Origin of the sequence: Streptomyces sp. MMCC 100 (genome assembly GCF_041538145.2) — a bacterium.
In the GTDB taxonomy this organism is placed as follows: Bacteria; Actinomycetota; Actinomycetes; order Streptomycetales; family Streptomycetaceae; genus Streptomyces.
This window is the reverse complement of sequence record NZ_JBGORK020000001.1, coordinates 5,696,016-5,714,797: the sequence shown is the minus strand read 5'-3', so window position 1 is coordinate 5,714,797 and position 18,782 is coordinate 5,696,016. Positions and strand designations below refer to the sequence as shown.

Below are 18,782 nucleotides of genomic sequence, written 5' to 3'. Positions count from 1 at the left end.
CGGCCGTGGTGGCGTGCCGGTCAGACCCCGACCGGCTCGCCCCGCTCCCCGCGCTCGCCCTCGCCGTCCCGGACCGCCGGCGCGATCGCCTCGGGCGACTCGTCGTGGGTGAGGTCCGGCAGCCGGTGGAGCCACTTCGGCAGGTACCAGTTGCGCTCGCCGAGCAGGGACATCACGGCAGGCAGCAGGACACCCCGGATGACCGTCGCGTCGATCAGGACCGCCGCCGCCAGGCCCACGCCCATCTGCTTCATCGACTGCATGGACAGCGTTCCGAAGATGGCGAACACCGCGACCATGATGACGGCGGCGCTGGTGACGACCCCCGCCGTGGTGACCACGCCGTGCTGGATCGCGTCCCGGGTGGAGCGCCCGCGCAGCCGCGCCTCGCGGATCCGGGAGACCACGAACACGTGGTAGTCCATCGACAGGCCGAACAGGATGACGAAGAGGAACAGCGGCAGCCAGGTGACGATGGCGCCCACGCCCTCCGCGCCCACCAGCGAGGCGCCCCAGCCGTGCTGGAAGACGGCGACCAGGATGCCGTACGCCGCGCCCACCGACAGCAGGTTGAGCACGATCGACGTGATCGCGACCGTCAGCGAGCGGAAGGACAGCAGCATCAGCAGGAAGGCGAAGACCACGACGAACGCGAAGACCGGCAGGACCGACCCGACGAGCTGGTCGTTGAAGTCCTTGTTGCCGGCCACCTGACCGGTGATCGGGGCCTCGACGCCGTCGACCCTGCCCAGCGTCGCCGGCCGCACGTCGTGCCGCAGCTTGTCCAGGCTCTCGCCCGCCTTGTCCTGGTCGGAACCGCCCACCAGCGGGACGTACACCAGCGCGACGTTCTGCTCGTCGTGCATCGTGATGTCCACCGGGCCGCGCGAGGCACCCGAACTGATCGCCCGCTCCCGGAAGTCGGCGAGCGCGGACCGCACCTCGGGCGCGTTGATGTCGTCGGCCTTCACGACCATCTCGGCCGGGTCGGAACCGCCGGGGAAGGCCTCGTTGACCCGGTTGTACGTCTGCACGATGGGCAGCGAGTCGCCGAACTCCTGGTCCAGCGTGAGGTTCTGCGTCTTCATGCCGAGGGCGGGCGCGGCGACGGCCAGCAGCGCGCCGACGGCGACCACGGCGGCGAGCAGCGGCTTGGCCAGTACGCGCTTCAGCACGGCCGTCCAGAACCGGCTGCCCTCACCCGCGGAGCCGCTCGGCCGGCGCCGGCGCAGGAACGGCACGCGGCCCTTCTCCACCCGCTCGCCCAGCAGGGACAGCAGCGCCGGCAGCACCGTCACGGAGCCGACCATGGCGACCGCGACCACCATCAGCGAGGCCAGACCCATCGCCTCGAACTCGGCGATGCCGGTGAACAGCATGCCCGCCATGGCCACGCACACCGTGACGCCGGAGACGACGATCGCCCGGCCACTGGTGGCGGCGGCGATCCTGAGCGCCGTCTGCGCGTCCCGTCCGGCGGCCCGCTCCTCGCGCTCGCGGCGCAGGTAGAACAGGCAGTAGTCGACGCCGACGGCCAGACCGACCAGCAGCATCACGGAGTTCGCGGTCTCGCTCATCGGCTGGAAGTGGCTGACCAGACCCATCAGGCCCATCGTCGCGACGATCGCGGTGATCGCCAGCGCCACCGGGACCAGCGCCGCGACCAGCGCGCCGAACGCGACGAGCAGGATGCCCAGCGCGACCGGCACCGCCGAGTACTCGGCCTTCTTGAAGTCGTCGCCGAACGCGTCGTCGAACGTCTTCATCATGCTGGCGCCGCCGATCTCCTCGATCCGCAGCGCCTCGTGCTCCTTCTGGACGCCCTCGACCGCCTTCAGCACCGGCTCGACCCGCTCGCCCGCGGTGTCCGCCTCGCCGCGCATGTCGAACTGCACCAGCGCGCTGCGGCCGTCCTTCGAGATCGTCTTCGCGTCGTACGGCGAGGTCACGCCCGTGACCTTCCCGGTCCCCTCCACCGCCGTGACGACCGCGCCGACGGCGGCCCGGAACTCCGCGTCCGTTGCCTTGACACTGTCGTCCTTCGCCTGGACCAGGACGGTCTCGCCGGCCGGCTCGTCGATCCCGGCGTCCTCGACGATCCTGGCGGCGGTGTGCGTCTCGCCGCCCATCTGGTCGCTGTCCTTGACGTCGACCCGGCCGGCCGCCGAACCGAGCCCCATCGCCAGGACGACGAACAGCACCCAGATCCCGACGGCGGCCCATCGGTGCCGGGCACTCCAGCCGCCCGCCCGGGCGGCTATGCCCCGCACCCGTGTCTCTCGGTTCCGCATGACCGGCCTGCCCCCTCATGAGCGGTGCCGGCCCCCTGCCGCCACCTTTCGTTTCGAAGGTATGGCCCGCGTAAGGCCGTCGCGTCGTGCTCTCCGGTGACGTGCGGCGGCGTCGCTCTCATCCCTCCGTATCGCCGCACTCACCGCTGAGGAGGATCCCGGCCCCTTACATCTACCGGGAACGCCAAGGGTGTTGGATCAGGGGCCGGGGCCACGTCGGAGCGGCACCGGGCCGCACCGGGGCCGCGACGGGGCTCTTTCGAAGAGTTGTTGATTAAGTCACAGGCGTGTGTAGTGGTTGAACCCCGCACACCACATCGGCGAGAGTGACGCGCACGTGCGCCCGGCGCGCGGACCCGGCCGTCGTGCCCGCCCCCACGGGGCACGACGGCCGTTCTATGGTGTGCGGATGACGACGATGTACGCGGCGCTGCTGCGCGGGATCAACGTGGGCGGCAGCCGGAAGGTCCCGATGGTCGACCTGCGCACGCTGCTGACCGCCCTCGGCCACGACGCCGTACGCACCCATCTGCAGAGCGGGCAGGCCGTCTTCGCCTCCGACCACGGCGACGAGGACTCCCTGGCCGAGGAGTTGCGGGAGGCGATCGAGAAGCGGTTCGGCTTCCCGGTGGACGTGATCGTGCGCGACCACGCCTACCTGAAGGGGATCGTCGAGGCGTGCCCGTTCCCGGCCGCCGAGCTGGAGGCCAAGCAGCTGCACGTCACCTACTTCTCCGCCCCGGTCGACGCGGACCGCTTCGCGGCGATCGACGCACCGGCCTTCCGCCCCGAGGAGTTCCGCCTCGGCGACCGCGCCCTCTACCTCTACGCACCGGACGGCCTGGGCCGCTCCAAGCTCGCCGAGGCCCTCGCCAAGCCCCGGGTCAACAAGGGCGTGATCGCCACCAGCCGCAACTGGAACACGGTCACCAAGCTGGTGGAGCTGACGGGCCCCTGACCTCAGGCCCCGACCGCCAGCGGCCAGGGACGACGCCAGGTCCGCCCGCGCTGCGCGGAAGCCGATTCCGGCGTCAGGCGCCGACCGCCACCAGCGCCGGCACCCGCGCCGCGTCGTACCGCTCCAGCAGGACCCGCGCCACCTCCGGTGCGGGGCCCAGCACGTCCGCCAACACGTCCGCCCCGGCCGCGCCCCGCGCGATACGGTCCGGCAGGAAACCCGGCGCCAGGACGTACGGGGCCACGGCGACGCGCGCGCAGCCCAGCTCGCGCAGCTGCCGTACCGCGTCCTCGGTGCGCGGAAGGGATGCGGAGGCGAACGCAGGCCGCACGGCGCACCAACCGGTGTGCCGCCACTCCCGCGCGATTTCAGCGATCACTGCGATCGCCTCCGGGTCGGAGGACCCCGCCGAGGCCAGCACGACCCCGGTCGAGGACTTGTCGGCGGGCGTCAGACCCGCCTCGTACAGGCGCCGCTCCAGCGCCGACAGCAGCAGCGGCGAGGGGCCGAGCACCTCGGCCTGCCGGATCCTGAGCCGCGGCGGTGCCGCCGCCAGGACCGCGGGGATGTCCGCCTTGGCGTGGAAGGCACGGGTCAGCAGCAGCGGGAGGGCCACGACGTCCCGCACGCCCTCGGTCTCCAGGGACTCCAGCACCCCCTGCACGGAGGGGACGTTGAAGTCCAGGAAGCCGGTCTCCACCCGTACGTCCGGACGCAGCGCCCTGACCCGGCGGACCAGGGCGTGCACGGTCGCGGCGTGCCGCGGGTCGCGGCTGCCGTGGGCGACGACCAGGAGTACGGGGCGGACCGGCGCGGACATGGCGTACCTCAGCCCTTCACCAGCAGACCGCGGCTGCGCAGCACCCAGCGCTCCAGCGGGCTGAAGATCAGCAGGTCGATGGCGATGCCGACGACCAGGATGAGCAGGATGGCCTCGAAGACCATGGCCATGTCGCTGGCGTTGCGCCCGTTCTCCAGCAACTGCCCGAGGCCGACGCCGAGGTCGGGGAAGGAGGCGATGATCTCGGCGGCCATCAGCGAGCGCCAGGAGAACGCCCAGCCCTGCTTGAGCCCCGCCACGTAGCCGGGCAGCGCGGCCGGCAGCACGATGTGCCAGGTGCCCTTCAGCCCCGTCGCGCCCAGGGTGCGGCCGGCGCGCAGGAAGATGGGGGACACCTGGTCGACGCCGGACACCAGGCCGTTGGCGATGGAGGGCACCGCGCCGAGCAGGATGACGGCGTACATCATCGAGTTGTTCAGGCCCAGCCAGATCACGGCCGGCGGCACCCAGGCCACCGACGGCAGCGACTGGAGGCCGGACAGGATCGGGCCGATCGCCGCGCGCACGAACTTCACCCGCGCCACCAGGAGCCCCAGCGGGGTGCCGATGACCAGCGCGAAGCAGAAGCCGAGCAGGCCGCGCGAGACGCTGGTCCAGATGTAGCCGAGCAGTTCGCCCTGGAGCCAGGCCTGGTGGACCACGTCCCACACGTCGGAGGGGGCGGGCAGCTTGGTCGGATCGTCGACGATCTCGAAGGAGACGAGCGCCTGCCACACCGCGAGGACCAGCAGGACCGCGACGGTGGGCGGCAGGATCTTCTCGACGAAGGTCTGCCGCAGCGGAGTGCGCCCCTGCTGCACCGACTCCAGTGCGTCCAGGCCCGCCTCCAGACCGGCGAGGTCGCCGCCGTCCTTCGCGGTTGCGTCCCCGGCGGGACGCGTCGTGTCAGTGCTGGCCATGTCGGCGGATCTCCCCACGCAGTTCTTCGGTGATCTCGACGGACAGCTCCGCCACGGCGGTGTCCTCGATACGGCGCGGCTGCGGGATGCCGACCGTCCATTCGCGCGCCACGCGCCCGGGACGGGAGGACAGCAGCACCACGCGCTCGGCCAGCCGCACGGCCTCGCGGACGTTGTGCGTCACGAACAGGACGGACACCTGCGTCTCGCGCCAGATGCGGGTCAGCTCGTCGTGCAGCACGTCCCGCGTGATGGCGTCCAGCGCCGCGAACGGCTCGTCCATCAGCAGCAGCTTGCTCTCCTGGGCGAGCGCCCGGGCCATCGCGACCCGCTGGCGCATACCGCCCGACAGCTCGTGCACCCGCTTGCCGTACGCGCCCTTCAGGCGGACGAGTTCGAGCAGCTCCTCCGCCTTGTCGCGGCGCTCGGCCTTCGGCACGCCCCGCAGCCTGAGGGCGAGTTCGATGTTCTTGCCCGCGGTCAGCCACGGGAACAGGGCGTGCTCCTGGAACATCAGGGCCGGCCGCCCGTCCGTGCTGATGCCGCCGGCGCTGGGCTTGTCGAGGCCCGCCACCAGGTTCAGCAGCGTGGACTTGCCGCAGCCGGAGGCTCCCAGGAGGGTGACGAACTCGCCGGGCGCGACATCGAGGGTGATGTCGTCCAGGACGAGCTGCTGCCCGGCGGGGCCCGCGAAGGACTTCGAGACGTGCTCGATCCGGGCGGCGTACGTGGCCGGCTCGGTGCCGTCGGCGGCCTTGGCGAGGGTCGTGGTCGTGGCCATGGTCGTCACCTCCTGGGTGGTCGGATCCGGGCTTTACTCGACGCCGAGCCCGGCGTCGTCGACCGCGGGCTTGCCCTTGGCCTTGAGGACCTTGTTGAGCAGCGTCAGGTCGTAGATGCCGTTCAGGTCGGGCTTCTCCAGCAGACCGGCCTTGACGGCGTGCTCCGCCTGCGTGTCGAGGGTGGAGGCCAGCGGGTCGTCGGTGAGCTCGATCGACTCCCAGGCCGGGTCCAGCACGTCGGCGGGCAGCGCCTTGCCGGAGTCCTTCTCCAGCTGCTTGTTCGCCGCGGCCTTCGCCTGGTCCGGGTTGGCCGTGATCCACTCGTTGGTGTCGACCGACGCCTCCAGGACCGCCTGAACGGCCTTCGGGTGCTCCTTGAGGAACTTCTGCGACACGATGATGTTCGTGATCACGAACTTCTTGTCGGGCCACAGCGCCGACTCGTCCAGGAGCACCTTGCCGCCCTCGGCGACCAGCTTGGACGCGGTGGGCTCGGGTACCCAGGCGCCGTCCAGGGAACCGGAGCTGTAGGCGTCCGGGGTGACCTTGTTGTCGCTGCGGACGACCGTCACGTCGCCCTTGCCGCTCTGGGCGTCGACCTTCCAGCCCTGCTCGGCGATCCAGTTGAGGAACGCCACGTCCTGCGTGTTGCCCAGCTGCGGGGTGGCGATGCGCTTGCCCTTGACGTCCTTCAGGGACTTGATCCTGTCCGGGTTCACCACGAGCTTCACGCCGCCCGAGGCCGAACCGCCGATGATGCGCAGGTTCTTGCCGCCGGACTTGGTGTAGCCGTTGATCGACGGGGACGGGCCGATCCAGCCGATGTCGATGGAGCCGGAGTTCAGCGCCTCGATCTCGGACGGACCCGCGTTGAAGACCGCGTACTTGGCCTCGGTGCCGCCCAGCGCCTTCTGGAAGAAGCCCTTCTGGTTGGCGACCAGCGGCGTGGCGTGCGTGATGTTGCCGAAGTACCCGATCCGGACGGAGTCGAGACCGTCGATCTTCTCGGCGCCGTCGGCGACCTTCGCGGTGTCGTCGTCCTTCGCCTCGGAGCCGTACCCGCAGGCGGCCAGGGTGAGCAGGGGAAGGGCGGCTATGACCGCGAGGGTGCGGCGCAGGGCGGTGGTGGCAGGCACGGGAGGTGTTCCTCTCGTTGGTCCGGCACTCACGCCTGTCGGTTCGTCCGAGGTGTCAGGGCGTGGCCGGGAGGTCGGCAGGTCTTCGGCTGTGCGGGTGGGGGGTGAGGGCGCGCGAGCGGTGCGCGTACGTCACCGCGCACATCGCGCCACTCCGCCCTGTCCGCTGCCGAGGAAGCCGCTGCCGACGCGGCCGCCCTCCTTGGCGAACGTGGAGTAGAAGTCGGGGGAGCCCATGCTCAGAAGTCCCACCCGTCGTCGTCCGCCGGGTCCTTGACCGGCTCGGGCGCGGCGAAGGACTCGCCGACCATGCCGGCCGTGAGCGTGGTGCCGTCGCTGGGGTCGATCAGGATGAACGAACCCGTGCGCCGCGAGTCGGCGTAGGAGTCGGCGGGCAGCGGCTCGGCGGTGCGGACCTTCACCCGGCCGATGTCGTTGGCGACGAGCTGCCCGGGGTGCGGGTGCAGGGACAGGTCGTCCAGGGTGAGCCGCGCCGGGATGTCCTTGACGATCGCCTTGACGGTACGGGTGCCGTGCTTGAGCAGCACCCGGTGGCCCACGGTGAGCGGCGCGTCGGCGACGTGGCAGACGGTGGCCTCGACGTCCTGGCTGGTGGCCGGCGCGTCCTGGCGGGGCACGATCAGGTCGCCGCGGGAGACGTCGATGTCGTCCTCGAGGAGCAGCGTCACCGACTGCGGCGTCCAGGCGGCCTCGGCCGGCTCGCCGAGCACGTCGATGCCGGACACCTTCGAGGTACGGCCCGAGGGCAGCACGGTGACCTCGTCGCCCACGCGGAAGGTGCCCGCGGCGATCTGCCCCGCGTAACCGCGGTAGTCGGGGTGCTCGGCGGTCTGCGGCCGGATCACGTACTGCACGGGCAGCCGGGCGTGGCAGTGCGCCAGGTCGTGGCTGACGGGGACGGTCTCCAGGTGCTCGAGCACCGTCGGACCGCCGTACCAGTCCATGACCGCGGAGGCCTCCACCACGTTGTCGCCCTCGAGCGCGGAGATGGGGATCGCGGTGACCTCCGGGACGCCCAGCTCGGTGGCGTACGCCGTGAACTCCTCGGCGATCGAAGCGAACACGGACTCCTGGTAGTCGACCAGGTCCATCTTGTTGACGGCCAGGACGACGTGCGGGACGCGCAGCAGGGCGGCGATCGCGGCGTGCCTGCGGGTCTGCTCGACGACGCCGTTGCGGGCGTCGACGAGGATCACCGTCAGCTCGGCCGTGGAGGCACCGGTGACCATGTTCCGCGTGTACTGCACGTGGCCCGGCGTGTCGGCCAGGATGAACCGGCGGCGCGGGGTGGCGAAGTAGCGGTAGGCCACGTCGATGGTGATGCCCTGCTCGCGCTCGGCCCTGAGGCCGTCGGTGAGCAGCGCGAGGTCCGGGGCCTCCTGGCCGCGGCTCGCGGAGGCGCGCTCGACGGCCTCCAGCTGGTCGGTGAGGACCGACTTGGAGTCGTGCAGGAGACGGCCGACCAGCGTGGACTTGCCGTCGTCGACCGAGCCGGCGGTGGCGAAGCGCAGCAGGGTCGTCTCCGACAACTGCCAGACCGACAGCGGCTCGACGGGTTCAGTGGTGCTGGTCATGTCTAGAAGTACCCCTCGCGCTTGCGGTCTTCCATCGCGGCCTCGGACATCTTGTCGTCGGCGCGGGTGGCGCCGCGTTCGGTGAGCCGGGTGACGGCGATCTCGGCGATGACCTTCTCGATGCTGTCGGCGTCCGAGTCGACGGCGCCGGTGCAGGACATGTCGCCGACGGTGCGGTAGCGGACCCGCCGCTTCTCGGTCGTCTCGCCGTCCTTCGGGCCGCCCCACTCACCGGCCGTCAGCCACATGCCGGAGCGGGCGAAGACCTCACGCTCGTGGGCGTAGTAGATCTGCGGCAGCTCGATGCCCTCGCGGGCGATGTACTGCCACACGTCCAGCTCGGTCCAGTTGGAGAGCGGGAAGACGCGGACGTGCTCGCCCGGGGCGTGCCGGCCGTTGTACAGGTTCCACAGCTCGGGGCGCTGGCGGCGCGGGTCCCACTGGGAGAACTCGTCGCGCAGCGAGAACACCCGCTCCTTGGCCCGCGCCTTCTCCTCGTCGCGGCGCCCGCCGCCGAAGACCGCGTCGAACTTCTCCGCCTGGATCTTCTCGGTCAGCGGCAGCGTCTGGAGGGGGTTGCGGGTGCCGTCCGGGCGCTCCTTGAGCACCCCGCGGTCGATGTAGTCCTGCACGGAGGCGACGTGCAGGCGCAGTCCGTGCCGCTCGACCGTGCGGTCGCGGTAGTCGAGGACCTCGGGGAAGTTGTGCCCGGTGTCCACGTGCAGCAGGGAGAACGGCACGGCAGCCGGGGCGAAGGCCTTCAGCGCCAGGTGCAGCATCAGGATCGAGTCCTTGCCGCCGGAGAAGAGGATCACCGGCCGCTCGAACTCGCCCGCCACCTCGCGGAAGATGTGCACGGCTTCCGACTCGAGGGCGTCGAGGTGGGAGAGGGCGTACGGGCCCGCCGTACCCTCCCGCGCCGCTTCGGCGGTCGTCGTCATGCCAGTCCCCTTTCGGTGAGCAGGGCGTGGACCGCCGCGGCGGACTCCTGAACGGTCTGGTCCTGCGACTCGATGCGCAGGTCGGGCTTGACGGGTTCCTCGTAGGGGTCGTCCACCCCGGTGAGCCCCGTCAGCTCACCCGCGGCCTGCTTGGCGTACAGGCCCTTCACGTCGCGCACCGAGCACACCTCGACGGGCGTGGCCACGTGCACCTCGACGTACGCCGTGCCGTTCGCCTCGTGACGCTCGCGCACCGCGTCGCGGCTGTCCGCGTACGGCGCGATCACCGGGACCAGGGCCGTGACGCCGTTGCGGGCGAGCAGTTCGGCGACGAAGCCGATGCGCTGCACGTTGGTGTGCCGGTCCGCGCGGTCGAAGCCGAGGCCCGCCGAGAGGAACTCGCGGATCTCGTCGCCGTCGAGCAGCTCGACGCGCCGGCCCTCCTCACGCAGGCGGTCGGCCAGCTCGCGGGCGATGGTGGTCTTGCCGGCGCTGGGCAGCCCCGTGAGCCAGACGGTGGCTCCGGTCGTCACGTGGTTCTCCCTGGATCTCGATGGTCCGGTGGTCTTCGGTCCCGTGGTCTTCGGTCCCGTGGTGGTCGGTCCGGTGATGGTCGTCATGTCAGCCGTGCAGCCCGCACTCGGTCTTGGAGCGGCCCGCCCAGCGTCCGGCGCGGGCGTCCTCGCCCTCCAGCACACGACGGGTGCAGGGCGCGCAGCCCACGGAGGCGTAGCCGTCCATCAGCAGCGGGTTGGTGAGAACGCCGTGCTCGGTGACGTACGTTTGCACATCTTCCTGTGACCACTTGGCGATGGGCGAGATCTTCACCTTGCCCCGCTTCTCGTCCCAGCCGACGACCGGCGTGTTCGCCCGCGTCTCCGACTCGTCGCGGCGCAGCCCGGTCGCCCAGGCCTGGTAGCCCTTGAGCCCCTCCTCCAGCGGCTTCACCTTGCGCAGCGCGCAGCAGAGGTCGGGGTCGCGGGCGTGCAGCTTCGGGCCGTACTCGGCGTCCTGCTCGGCGACGGTCTGGCGCGGGGTGAGCGTGATGACGTTCACGTCCATGACGGCCTCGACCGCGTCGCGGGTGCCGATGGTCTCCGGGAAGTGGTAGCCGGTGTCGAGGAACACCACGTCCACGCCGGGCAGGGCGCGCGAGGCGAGGTGGGCGACGACCGCGTCCTCCATGGAGGAGGTCACGCAGAACCGGTTGCCGAACGTCTCGGCCGCCCACTGGAGGATCTCCAGCGCGGTGGCGTCCTCCAGCTCACGGCCCGCCCGCTCGGCGAGCGCCTTGAGGTCCTCGGTCGTACGTTCTTCCTGAACCGCGGTCATGTCGGTTCCCCTCCCGTGGAGTCGGGCTGAAGGCCCCGGGCGAGCAGCCCGAGGAACTTCAGCTGGAATGCGCGGTTGCACGCCCCGCATTCCCAGGCGCCGTGGCCCTGCTCACCGGGACGCAGGTCCTCGTCGCCGCAGTAGGGGCAGTAGAAGGGCGCGGCGCGCTCGCTCACGACAGAGCCTCCTCGGAGGCCCGGGCCGCCCAGGCGGCGAAGCGCTCGCCGTCCTCGCGCTCGGCCTGGAAGCGCTTGAGGACGCGCTCCACGTAGTCCGGCAGCTCCTGCGCGGTGACCTTCAGACCGCGCACCTTGCGGCCGAAGCCGGCCTCCAGACCGAGGGCGCCGCCCAGGTGGACCTGGTAGCCCTCGACCTGCTCGCCGTGCTCGTCGAGCATGAGCTGGCCCTTGAGACCGATGTCCGCGGTCTGGATGCGGGCGCAGGCGTTCGGGCAGCCGTTGAGGTTGATGGTGAGGGGCTCGTCGAAGTCCGGGAGGCGGCGCTCCAGCTCGTCGATGAGCGAGGCGCCGCGCGCCTTGGTCTCGACGATGGCGAGCTTGCAGAACTCGATGCCGGTGCAGGCCATGGTGCCGCGCCGGAAGGTGGAGGGGCGGGCGGTGAGGTCCAGCGCCTCCAGGGACTCGACCAGCGAGTCGACCTGCGCCTCCTCGACGTCGAGGACGATCATCTTCTGCTCGACCGTGGTGCGCACCCGGCCCGAGCCGTGCGCCTCCGCCAGATCGGCGACCTTGGTCAGGATCGTGCCGTCGACGCGGCCCACGCGCGGGGCGAAGCCGACGTAGTAGCGGCCGTCCTTCTGCCGGTGCACGCCGATGTGGTCGCGCCAGCGGCTGGTGGGCTCGGCGGGCGCCGGGCCGTCGGTCAGCTTGCGCTCCAGGTACTCGTCCTCCAGCACCTGACGGAACTTCTCCGCGCCCCAGTCGGCGACCAGGAACTTCAGGCGGGCGCGGTTGCGCAGCCGCCGGTAGCCGTAGTCGCGGAAGATGGAGATGACGCCTTCGTAGACGTCGGGCACGTCCTCGATCGGCACCCAGGCGTTCAGCCGCACACCCAGCTTGGGGTTGGTGGACAGGCCCCCGCCGACCCAGAGGTCGAAGCCCGGCCCGTGCTCGGGGTGCTCGACGCCGACGAACGCCACGTCGTTGATCTCGTGCACCACGTCGAGGACCGGCGACCCGGAGATCGCGGTCTTGAACTTGCGGGGGAGGTTCGAGTACGCCGGGTTGTTCAGGACCCGGCGCTTCATCTCCTCCAGCGCCGGCGTGCCGTCGATGATCTCGTTTTCGGCGATGCCCGCCACGGGGGAGCCGATCATCACGCGGGGCGTGTCGCCGCAGGCGGTCACCGTGGACAGGCCGACGCCCTCCAGGCGGTTCCAGATCTCCGGCACGTCCTCGATGCGGATCCAGTGGTACTGGACGTTCTGCCGGTCGGTGATGTCGGCCGTGCCGCGCGCGAACTCCTGCGAGATCTCGCCGATGACGCGCAGCTGAGCGGTGGTCAGCGCGCCGCCGTCGATGCGGACGCGGAGCATGAAGTAGCGGTCGTCCAGCTCCTCCGGCTCGAGGATCGCCGTCTTGCCGCCGTCGATGCCCTGGCGGCGCTGGGTGTACAGCCCCCACCAGCGCATACGGCCGCGCAGATCACCGGGGTCGATCGAGTCGAAACCGCGCTTGGAGTAGATCGTCTCAATACGTGTCCGTACGTTGAGACCGTCGTCGTCCTTCTTGGTCTGCTCGTTGCCGTTGAGCGGGGTGAAGTGCCCGGCCGCCCACTGGCCCTCGCCGCGGTGACGGCTCACCTTGCGGCGCGGGGTCGCGGCAGCGGGCTTCGGCGGAGTGGCGGCCATCGTTTGACACGTCCTTTGGAGACAGGTGGAAAGCGGCTCTGACCTGCGCGCATGGCGCATGGCCTACGTAGGGCATACGTGAGACACGCGTGCGCGTCATTGCGCGGGAGCGAGGGGAATGCGGGGAATCCGGAGGTGCTGGAGGGTGCTCTCAGCGGCCCGGACAGATGGCGCTGGACATGCGGCCGAGGTCGACGTGCCGCCGACTCACCAAGGCAATTCCAGTTCCAGGCATGACGGAAGCGTGGCACGACGATCTGTGACTGGTCCAGCTTAATCCAAAATGTGGACACCCTTGTCTCGTGGAGCGAGACAAGGGTGTCGTTGGTCACACGTGCGGTGACCCGGCTGTCAGACGGCCGAAAACAGACGTGTCGGTGCAGGTCAGGCGGGGAAAGCCCCGGGCCACGGCCCCGGAGTGGCCACGTCCGCCTCCTCCTCCACCTTGGTGTCGAAGAGGCGGAAGCCGCGGCGCTGGTAGTTGTCCATGGCGTACTCGCCGTCCTTGCTGCAGGTGTGCAGCCAGACCCGCTTGGTGGTGGCCAGCCCCGGCCAGCGCTCCGCCAGGTCCCAGGCGCGTGCGGTGCCGTACGAGAGGAGGTGGCCGCCGATGCGCCGGCCGCGGAAGGCCTCGATCAGGCCGAAGTACTCGATCTCCACGACCCCGTCGTCGCCGGGCGTCAGCTCCACGTATCCGGCGGGCGTGCCGCGGTCGTAGGCGACCCAGGTCTCCACGCCCGGCCGCTCCAGGTGTTCCCGCCACCGCGCGTAGCTCCAGCCGAGCCGGTCCGTCCAGCGGATGTCGCCGCCGACGGAGGCGTACAGGAAGCGGCTGAACTCGGGGGAGGGCACCTCGGCGCGGACGATCCGGACGTCCCCCTCCGGGGCGGCGGCCGGCAGCAGATCGGTGGGCGCCGTCTGCTCCAGGGACCACGTGGTCACGGCGATGTTGGTCATGCCGGTCAGGGAATCATCCGCTCCGCGGGTCTGTCGATCCCCGTCCTGCGCGGTCCGGGGCGACGCCTGCGACGGCGCGTCAGTCGAGCGCGTCCTCGATCGACGACAGCGGCAGCGCGAACAGCATGCGGCCGGACTGGGACCAGACCTCGCCGGTCCGCGCCGAGTACGACAGCGAGCCCGCCCGGCCGCTCCAGCACTGCTGGGACCGGTCCGCCCCGCACTCCGTCGCCCGGGCGCCCTCCGTGTCCTGGCGCCACAGGGTCCCGCGTCCGTCCTGGCCGCCGGCCGCGCGTCCCAGGTACCAGTCGGTCCGTGCCGTGCCGGGCGGACGGTACGACAGCACGCCGCCGACCTCGGCCGCCCCGGTCTCGTACGCCTCCACCGCGTTCACGTGCCCGGCGGAGTCCGTGACGGGCAGCCCGCCGCGCTCGGGGTCCGTGAGGGTGCGCAGCGAGTAGCGCCACAGCCGGGTGGGCCGGTCGCCGTCCGCGTCCACGTGCTCGCTCGCCACCAGGCTGGCGGGGGATGTGCCGCGGTCCAGGGAGATCGCGCCGGGGCGGGCCGCGCCGTCGGTGTCGGGGAGCCGGTAGGAGGCGATGGCGGGCAGCACGTACCGGTGGCCGCCCGCCGCCCAGCCGCCGGGCACCCGCCCGACGGCGTCCGCCGCGGTGGTGGCGCGCTGGACCCGGTCCACGTCGTACACGTACAGCGCGTCCCGGTCCCCGGCGGCCGCGGTGACCAGCAGTTTGTCCTGGTACCAGACCATGCCGGTGACGGGGGAGGCGAGCCCCCGGTAGTCGTGGCCGCCGTCGACCGGAACGGCGAGGAGTGCCGAGGTGTAGCCGAGCCGGCCGGGGTCGTCGGCGTTGACGAAGGAGACCCGGGCGAGACCGCCCTGGGGCGTGCCGTCGTCGCGGGACCAGGCGGAGAGGATGACGCGGTGGGTGCCCCAGCGGCCGTCCTCCTCGGCGTCCCCGGAGGTGGTGACCGCGCCGGGGCGCCAGCCGTCGGTGTCGGCCTCGTCCCAGCAGTAGGCGCGGGTGGCGGCGGGGGAGACCGGCAGCGCCTCGCGCTCCCCGGCCGTGCAGTCCGCGACGTCGCGCAGGGTGTGGTCGGCGGAGCCGAGGACGGTGTCGACGCCCACCGGGCCGCCCATCGAGGCGGAGAGCCGGTCGAGCCAGGCCGTCGGCACGCGGTGCTCGGTCAGCCGCAGTGCGTCGGTGTCGGCGGCGGAGGTGAGGGGCTTGAGGGTGCCGGGATCGTCGGCGACCGTGGCCTGCGAGGCGCTGATCAGCGTGGCGGCACCGGTCAGTGCGAGAGCCGCGCCGGTCAGGGCCGCGCGCAGCGCCCTGCCCCGTCTGCGTCGGCGGTGTCTGCCGCGCTGCTTCATAGAACCTCCACGGACACCGGACCAACTGTGCTCGACGGTGGTCGCGTTGACCGAGGAGCGGATGAGGCGGTCCGTAGAGGATGCTACGACAGACGGACGGCCCGGCGGACGCAGACGATGCAAATATGCGAAATCAACCCGCCTTTACGGCCATCCGGGGCGCCCCGGACGTACCGCGCCGAGGATGCCGGGCCGGAGGGTGACGGCTTGGGGACGGGTTCGGGGACCCGGTCGCGGGCGAACGCCCGTTGTGCGGCGGGCGACTGGGGTTTCGAGGGCGGCCGACGGAGGGGCTGGGGCCGGACGAAGGGGAGCGGGCGTCGGTCCGGGAGTACCGGCCGCACCGGGACCTCAACTGCCGCCCGGCGCCGCGGGCCGACCGGCGAGTGGGCCAGCCGCCGGGCGCGGCCGCCGGGCTCGGGACCGCCACCGGCAAGTGCCCGCTGCCGGGCGCGGCCGCCGGGGCCGGGCTCGGGACCGCCACCGGCACGGCGCCGGTCGCCGGGGTCGGGCTCAGGGCCGCCGCCGGCACGGTGCAGGTCGGCGGCGGGCACGGCGCCCCCGTCCTCGCGGCTCCCCGCCTTCACGGCACCCCCACCGACGCCCGCCCCTCGACCACCGCCGGTGCCGTGGAGTGGGGGAGCAGGTCGCGGGGGTCGGCCGGGAGCAGGATCTCGACCTCCGCGTCCTCGCAAAAACGATACGGCCGGTGTTCCAGGTAGGCCCCGAGGTACCTCCGTACCCGCGACATCTCCGCCCGTACCGTCACCGTGCGGGCCGGGTCGCCGAACATGTCCTCGGCCAGCCCGGCGGCGCTGCGGCCACCCCGGCGCACCGCCAGCAGGTACAGCAACTCCGCGTGCCGCGGGCTCAGTTCCCGCGCCCAGTCCTCCGCACCGCCCAGCACCCGCACCGACCAGCGGCGCGGCTGGCCGAGGTCCAGCACGATCCGGACGGCGCCCTGCGGCACCGGCCCCGCCGCGGCCCGCACCAGCCAGCCCTCGGCCAGCGGCTCCACCGTGCACGCCCCGAACGCCGGCAGCCACCGCGCCCCCGCCTCCGGCGACTTGGGCAGCACCACCCGGTCCAGGTACGGCATCCCCGTCACCGCCGCCGTCCAGCCGTCCCGGTCCGCCACCAGCGCCCGCCCCTCCAGCCGGGCCAGCACCGGCGCCGCCACCGCCCGCAACCGCTCCAGCGACTGCGTGTGCAGCTCCCGCAACCGGGCCTCCGCCAGCTTGGCCACCGAGTCCACCCAGGCCAGCGTGGCCGGATGCATCGTCTCCAGCGGCCCGCTCACGTCGACCACACCGAGCAGCCGTCCGCTGCGCGGGTCGGTGATCGGCGCCCCGGCGCAGGTCCAGGTCGCCTGGGACCGCACGAAGTGCTCGGAGGCGAAGACCTGTACGGGCCGCCGGGTGACCGCCGGTGTCCCCACGCCGTTGGTGCCCACCACCTCCTCCCGCCAGTCCGCCCCGAGTTCGAACCCGAGCCCGTCGGCCCGGCGCAGCACCCGCGCGCTCCCCTCGCGCCACAGCACCCGGCCGTCCTCGTCCGCGACCACCATGATGTGGTGGGCCACGTCGGCGACCGACACCAGCGCCTCCCGCAGCACCGGCAGGACGTGCCGCAGCTCCGAGGACTCGCGCCGCCGTCGTACCTCCTCCGGCGCCAGCAGCCCGGAGCGGAAGTCGCGCTCCGGATCGACGCCGCTGCGCAGCATCCGGTCCCAGGACTGCTCGATCACCGGCCGCGGTGCCACCGGAGCCCGCCCGCCCGAGAGTCTCGCGGAGCGGACCTCGCTGAGCATCCGGGCCGCACGCGCCGTGTCGACGGCGGCGAACTGCGTGATGTCCATGGGCGAGAGCGCCACGGGACCTCGTCCTTCCGGAAGCCGAATCTTCGTCTCGTAGTGACCGGTTGCCCACGCCTGGCGGGCACAGTCCGCACACAGCCGACCGCAAGTTGCAACCCTCTGCAACCCTGGTGGACGGCCTCGGGGGTGACCAGACTTGGACCACGCCGTCCCGAGCGGCGTACGCGGCCCGAACAGGCCCGTGTGGCGGGGGTGGTGCCGTGTCGGCGCAGCACCACCCCCGCGCCACGCGGCCGGGATCAGACCACCGGCCGGGCCCGCTCCACCACCGCCGCCAGATTCAGCGTCGGCGGCAGCGTGCCGAAGGCCGCACCCCCGTCGCCGCCCAGCCGCGAGGCGCAGAACGCGTCGGCCACCTCCGGCGGCGCGTACCGCACCAGCAGCGTGCCCTGCAGCACGAGCGCCAGCCGCTCCGCCAGCAGCCGGGCCCGCCCCTCGGCGGCCGCGAGGTCGGCCAGCTCCGTCAGCAGTCCCCGGATCGCCGCGTCCAGCCGGTGGTCGGCCCCGCGCGCCGCGCCCACCTCCGTCAGATACGCGTCCAGCGCGGCCGGCTCCCGCTCCAGCGCCCGCAGCACGTCCAGCGCCTGCACGTTCCCGGCGCCCTCCCAGATCGAGTTCGACGGCGACTCGCGCACCAGCCGGGGCAGGCCGGACTCCTCGACGTACCCGTTGCCGCCCAGGCACTCGGCCGCCTCCACCGCCACCGGCGCACAGCGCTTCGTCACCCAGTACTTGGCCGCCGGCACCGCGAGGCGCAGCAGCGCCCGCTCCCGCTCGTCGCCCTCCCCGGCGGCGTCACAGGCCGCCGCCAGCCGCAGCCCGAGTGCGGTCGCCGCCTCCGACTCCAGCGCGAGGTCCGCCAGGACGTTGCGCATCAGCGGCTTGTCGACCAGCTTCCCGCCGAACGCCTCGCGGTACCCGCAGTGGTGCACCGCCTGCGCCACCGCCTGCCGCATCAGGCCCGCCGAGCCCAGCACGCAGTCCAGCCGGGTCGCCGCCACCGTCTCGACGACGGTGGGCACCCCGCGCCCCTCCTCGCCGACCCGGCGCGCCCAGGTCCCGGCGAACTCGACCTCGGCGGAGGCGTTGGACCGGTTGCCCAGCTTGTCCTTGAGCCGCTGGATCAGGAAGACGTTGCGGGTGCCGTCCGCCAGCACGCGCGGCACCAGGAAGCAGGTCAGCCCGCCGGGCGCCCGCGCCAGCACCAGGAAGCCGTCCGACATCGGCGCCGAGCAGAACCACTTGTGCCCGGTCAGCTCGTACGTCCCGTCCTCGGCCAGCGGCCGCGCCGACGTGCTGTTCACCCGTACGTCGCTGCCGCCCTGCTTCTCCGTCATGCCCGTCCCGAACAGCACCCCGGCCTTCAGGTGGGCCGGCCGCAGCTCCCGGTCGTAGACCCGGGAGGTCAGCCGGGGCTCCCACTCGGCGGCCAGCTCCGGGTCGGCCCGCAGAGCCGGCACCGCCGCGTGGGTCATCGACAGCGGACAGCAGTTGCCCGCCTCCACCTGGGTCCACATGACCAACCCCGCAGCACGCCGCACGTGTCCGCCCGGACGCGACCAGGCGTCGGTCAGGCCCGCCGAGACGCCCTTGCCGAGGAGCCGGTGCCAGGCGGGGTGGTGGTCGACCTCGTCGACGCGGTGGCCGTACCGGTCGTGTGTGCGCAGCACCGGAGGATTCGCGTCGGCCTGCGCGCCCCACTCCTGGGTCTGGAGCGCCCCGCAGCCGCGGCCCGTCCCCGACAGCTCGGCCAGCGCCTCCTCGCGCTGCTCCGCCGCCAGGTGCCGCTCGACCGCCTCCGTCAGGGCCCGGTCGGCTGCGAAGACGTCGTAGCCGGTCAGCGGCGGCGCCTGATTCGTCACGGTGTGGGTACGGCCTGCCATGAACGTGAACCTACCCTGCCGCGGGACC

17 protein-coding genes are annotated in these 18,782 nt (G+C 72.3%); 1 reads left to right on the top strand and 16 read right to left on the bottom strand.

All coding sequences use genetic code 11. The annotated features are described in order from the left end of the window. Positions 1-20 precede the first annotated feature (20 nt). The gene (locus ABS735_RS26555) at positions 21-2,291 is read right to left on the bottom strand and encodes an MMPL family transporter (RefSeq protein WP_373903740.1); all 2,271 of its coding nucleotides are present in this window, start codon (positions 2,289-2,291) and stop codon (positions 21-23) included. 409 nt (positions 2,292-2,700) lie between these two features. Here ABS735_RS26555 and ABS735_RS26550 point away from each other — a divergent pair, with 409 nt between their 5' ends. After that, entirely contained in the window at positions 2,701-3,249 is a 549-nt protein-coding gene (locus ABS735_RS26550) for a DUF1697 domain-containing protein (protein ID WP_373903741.1), read from the top strand. Between the two features lie 73 nt (positions 3,250-3,322). Here the strand turns inward: ABS735_RS26550 and ABS735_RS26545 are convergent, their stop codons facing one another. From ABS735_RS26545 to ABS735_RS26475, 15 genes are all read right to left on the bottom strand, one after another. Then, a complete protein-coding gene (locus ABS735_RS26545; protein WP_373903742.1) occupies positions 3,323-4,069 on the bottom strand; it encodes a sirohydrochlorin chelatase in 747 nt (248 codons plus the stop codon). 8 nt (positions 4,070-4,077) lie between these two features. Further along, the gene (locus ABS735_RS26540) at positions 4,078-4,989 is read right to left on the bottom strand and encodes an ABC transporter permease (protein ID WP_373903743.1); all 912 of its coding nucleotides are present in this window, start codon (positions 4,987-4,989) and stop codon (positions 4,078-4,080) included. After that, the gene (locus tag ABS735_RS26535) at positions 4,976-5,770 is read right to left on the bottom strand and encodes an ABC transporter ATP-binding protein (protein WP_373903744.1); all 795 of its coding nucleotides are present in this window, start codon (positions 5,768-5,770) and stop codon (positions 4,976-4,978) included. The genes ABS735_RS26540 and ABS735_RS26535 overlap by 14 nt, the downstream gene beginning before the upstream one ends. Positions 5,771-5,803: 33 nt before the next feature. Then, positions 5,804-6,907 carry an aliphatic sulfonate ABC transporter substrate-binding protein gene (locus ABS735_RS26530; RefSeq protein ID WP_373903745.1) on the bottom strand — a complete coding sequence of 368 codons (1,104 nt, stop codon included), beginning with the start codon at positions 6,905-6,907 and terminating at the stop codon, positions 5,804-5,806. 239 nt (positions 6,908-7,146) lie between these two features. Next, entirely contained in the window at positions 7,147-8,502 is a 1,356-nt protein-coding gene (locus ABS735_RS26525; RefSeq protein ID WP_373903746.1) for a sulfate adenylyltransferase subunit 1, read from the bottom strand. Positions 8,503-8,504: 2 nt separating this feature from the next. Beyond that, a complete protein-coding gene (gene cysD / locus ABS735_RS26520; protein ID WP_373903747.1) occupies positions 8,505-9,443 on the bottom strand; it encodes a sulfate adenylyltransferase subunit CysD in 939 nt (312 codons plus the stop codon). Next, positions 9,440-10,063 carry an adenylyl-sulfate kinase gene (gene cysC, locus ABS735_RS26515; protein WP_373903748.1) on the bottom strand — a complete coding sequence of 208 codons (624 nt, stop codon included), beginning with the start codon at positions 10,061-10,063 and terminating at the stop codon, positions 9,440-9,442. The genes cysD and cysC overlap by 4 nt, the downstream gene beginning before the upstream one ends. A gap of 1 nt (position 10,064) precedes the next feature. Then, positions 10,065-10,775 (bottom strand): phosphoadenylyl-sulfate reductase, encoded by a 711-nt coding sequence (locus tag ABS735_RS26510; RefSeq protein ID WP_373903749.1) that lies wholly within the window; start codon positions 10,773-10,775, stop codon positions 10,065-10,067. Further along, positions 10,772-10,951, bottom strand: coding sequence for a hypothetical protein (locus tag ABS735_RS26505; protein WP_061441935.1), 180 nt, complete (start codon positions 10,949-10,951; stop codon positions 10,772-10,774). Before ABS735_RS26505 ends, ABS735_RS26510 begins: the two co-directional genes overlap by 4 nt. Further along, positions 10,948-12,645 carry a sulfite reductase SirA gene (gene sirA / locus ABS735_RS26500; RefSeq protein ID WP_373903750.1) on the bottom strand — a complete coding sequence of 566 codons (1,698 nt, stop codon included), beginning with the start codon at positions 12,643-12,645 and terminating at the stop codon, positions 10,948-10,950. The genes ABS735_RS26505 and sirA overlap by 4 nt, the downstream gene beginning before the upstream one ends. Before the next feature lie 151 nt (positions 12,646-12,796). Further along, positions 12,797-12,880, bottom strand: a complete 84-nt coding sequence (locus ABS735_RS26495) for a putative leader peptide (RefSeq protein ID WP_309475039.1) — start codon at positions 12,878-12,880, stop codon at positions 12,797-12,799. Positions 12,881-13,029: 149 nt separating this feature from the next. Further along, the gene (locus tag ABS735_RS26490) at positions 13,030-13,602 is read right to left on the bottom strand and encodes a GNAT family N-acetyltransferase (protein WP_373903751.1); all 573 of its coding nucleotides are present in this window, start codon (positions 13,600-13,602) and stop codon (positions 13,030-13,032) included. Positions 13,603-13,681: 79 nt separating this feature from the next. Then, complete coding sequence (locus ABS735_RS26485) at positions 13,682-14,995, bottom strand: hypothetical protein (RefSeq protein WP_373903752.1); 1,314 nt, start codon at positions 14,993-14,995, stop codon at positions 13,682-13,684. Between the two features lie 583 nt (positions 14,996-15,578). Further along, positions 15,579-16,868 (bottom strand): GAF domain-containing protein, encoded by a 1,290-nt coding sequence (locus ABS735_RS26480; protein ID WP_373903753.1) that lies wholly within the window; start codon positions 16,866-16,868, stop codon positions 15,579-15,581. A gap of 242 nt (positions 16,869-17,110) precedes the next feature. Further along, a complete protein-coding gene (locus ABS735_RS26475) occupies positions 17,111-18,754 on the bottom strand; it encodes an acyl-CoA dehydrogenase family protein (RefSeq protein ID WP_373903754.1) in 1,644 nt (547 codons plus the stop codon). Between the last annotated feature and the right edge of the window lie 28 nt (positions 18,755-18,782).

What these genes read in the sequence shown, in the direction of transcription:
- ABS735_RS26495 (WP_309475039.1), bottom strand. Translation starts at nt 12,880, where the DNA reads ATGCCTGGAACTGGAATTGCCTTGGTGAGTCGGCGGCACGTCGACCTC.
- ABS735_RS26525 (WP_373903746.1), bottom strand. Translation starts at nt 8,502, where the DNA reads ATGACCAGCACCACTGAACCCGTCGAGCCGCTGTCGGTCTGGCAGTTG.
- sirA (WP_373903750.1), bottom strand. Translation starts at nt 12,645, where the DNA reads ATGGCCGCCACTCCGCCGAAGCCCGCTGCCGCGACCCCGCGCCGCAAG.
- ABS735_RS26510 (WP_373903749.1), bottom strand. Translation starts at nt 10,775, where the DNA reads ATGACCGCGGTTCAGGAAGAACGTACGACCGAGGACCTCAAGGCGCTC.
- ABS735_RS26550 (WP_373903741.1), top strand. Translation starts at nt 2,701, where the DNA reads ATGACGACGATGTACGCGGCGCTGCTGCGCGGGATCAACGTGGGCGGC.
- ABS735_RS26535 (WP_373903744.1), bottom strand. Translation starts at nt 5,770, where the DNA reads ATGGCCACGACCACGACCCTCGCCAAGGCCGCCGACGGCACCGAGCCG.
- ABS735_RS26545 (WP_373903742.1), bottom strand. Translation starts at nt 4,069, where the DNA reads ATGTCCGCGCCGGTCCGCCCCGTACTCCTGGTCGTCGCCCACGGCAGC.
- ABS735_RS26490 (WP_373903751.1), bottom strand. Translation starts at nt 13,602, where the DNA reads ATGACCAACATCGCCGTGACCACGTGGTCCCTGGAGCAGACGGCGCCC.
- ABS735_RS26475 (WP_373903754.1), bottom strand. Translation starts at nt 18,754, where the DNA reads ATGGCAGGCCGTACCCACACCGTGACGAATCAGGCGCCGCCGCTGACC.
- cysD (WP_373903747.1), bottom strand. Translation starts at nt 9,443, where the DNA reads ATGACGACGACCGCCGAAGCGGCGCGGGAGGGTACGGCGGGCCCGTAC.
- ABS735_RS26555 (WP_373903740.1), bottom strand. Translation starts at nt 2,291, where the DNA reads ATGCGGAACCGAGAGACACGGGTGCGGGGCATAGCCGCCCGGGCGGGC.
- ABS735_RS26540 (WP_373903743.1), bottom strand. Translation starts at nt 4,989, where the DNA reads ATGGCCAGCACTGACACGACGCGTCCCGCCGGGGACGCAACCGCGAAG.
- ABS735_RS26485 (WP_373903752.1), bottom strand. Translation starts at nt 14,995, where the DNA reads ATGAAGCAGCGCGGCAGACACCGCCGACGCAGACGGGGCAGGGCGCTG.
- cysC (WP_373903748.1), bottom strand. Translation starts at nt 10,063, where the DNA reads ATGACGACCATCACCGGACCGACCACCACGGGACCGAAGACCACGGGA.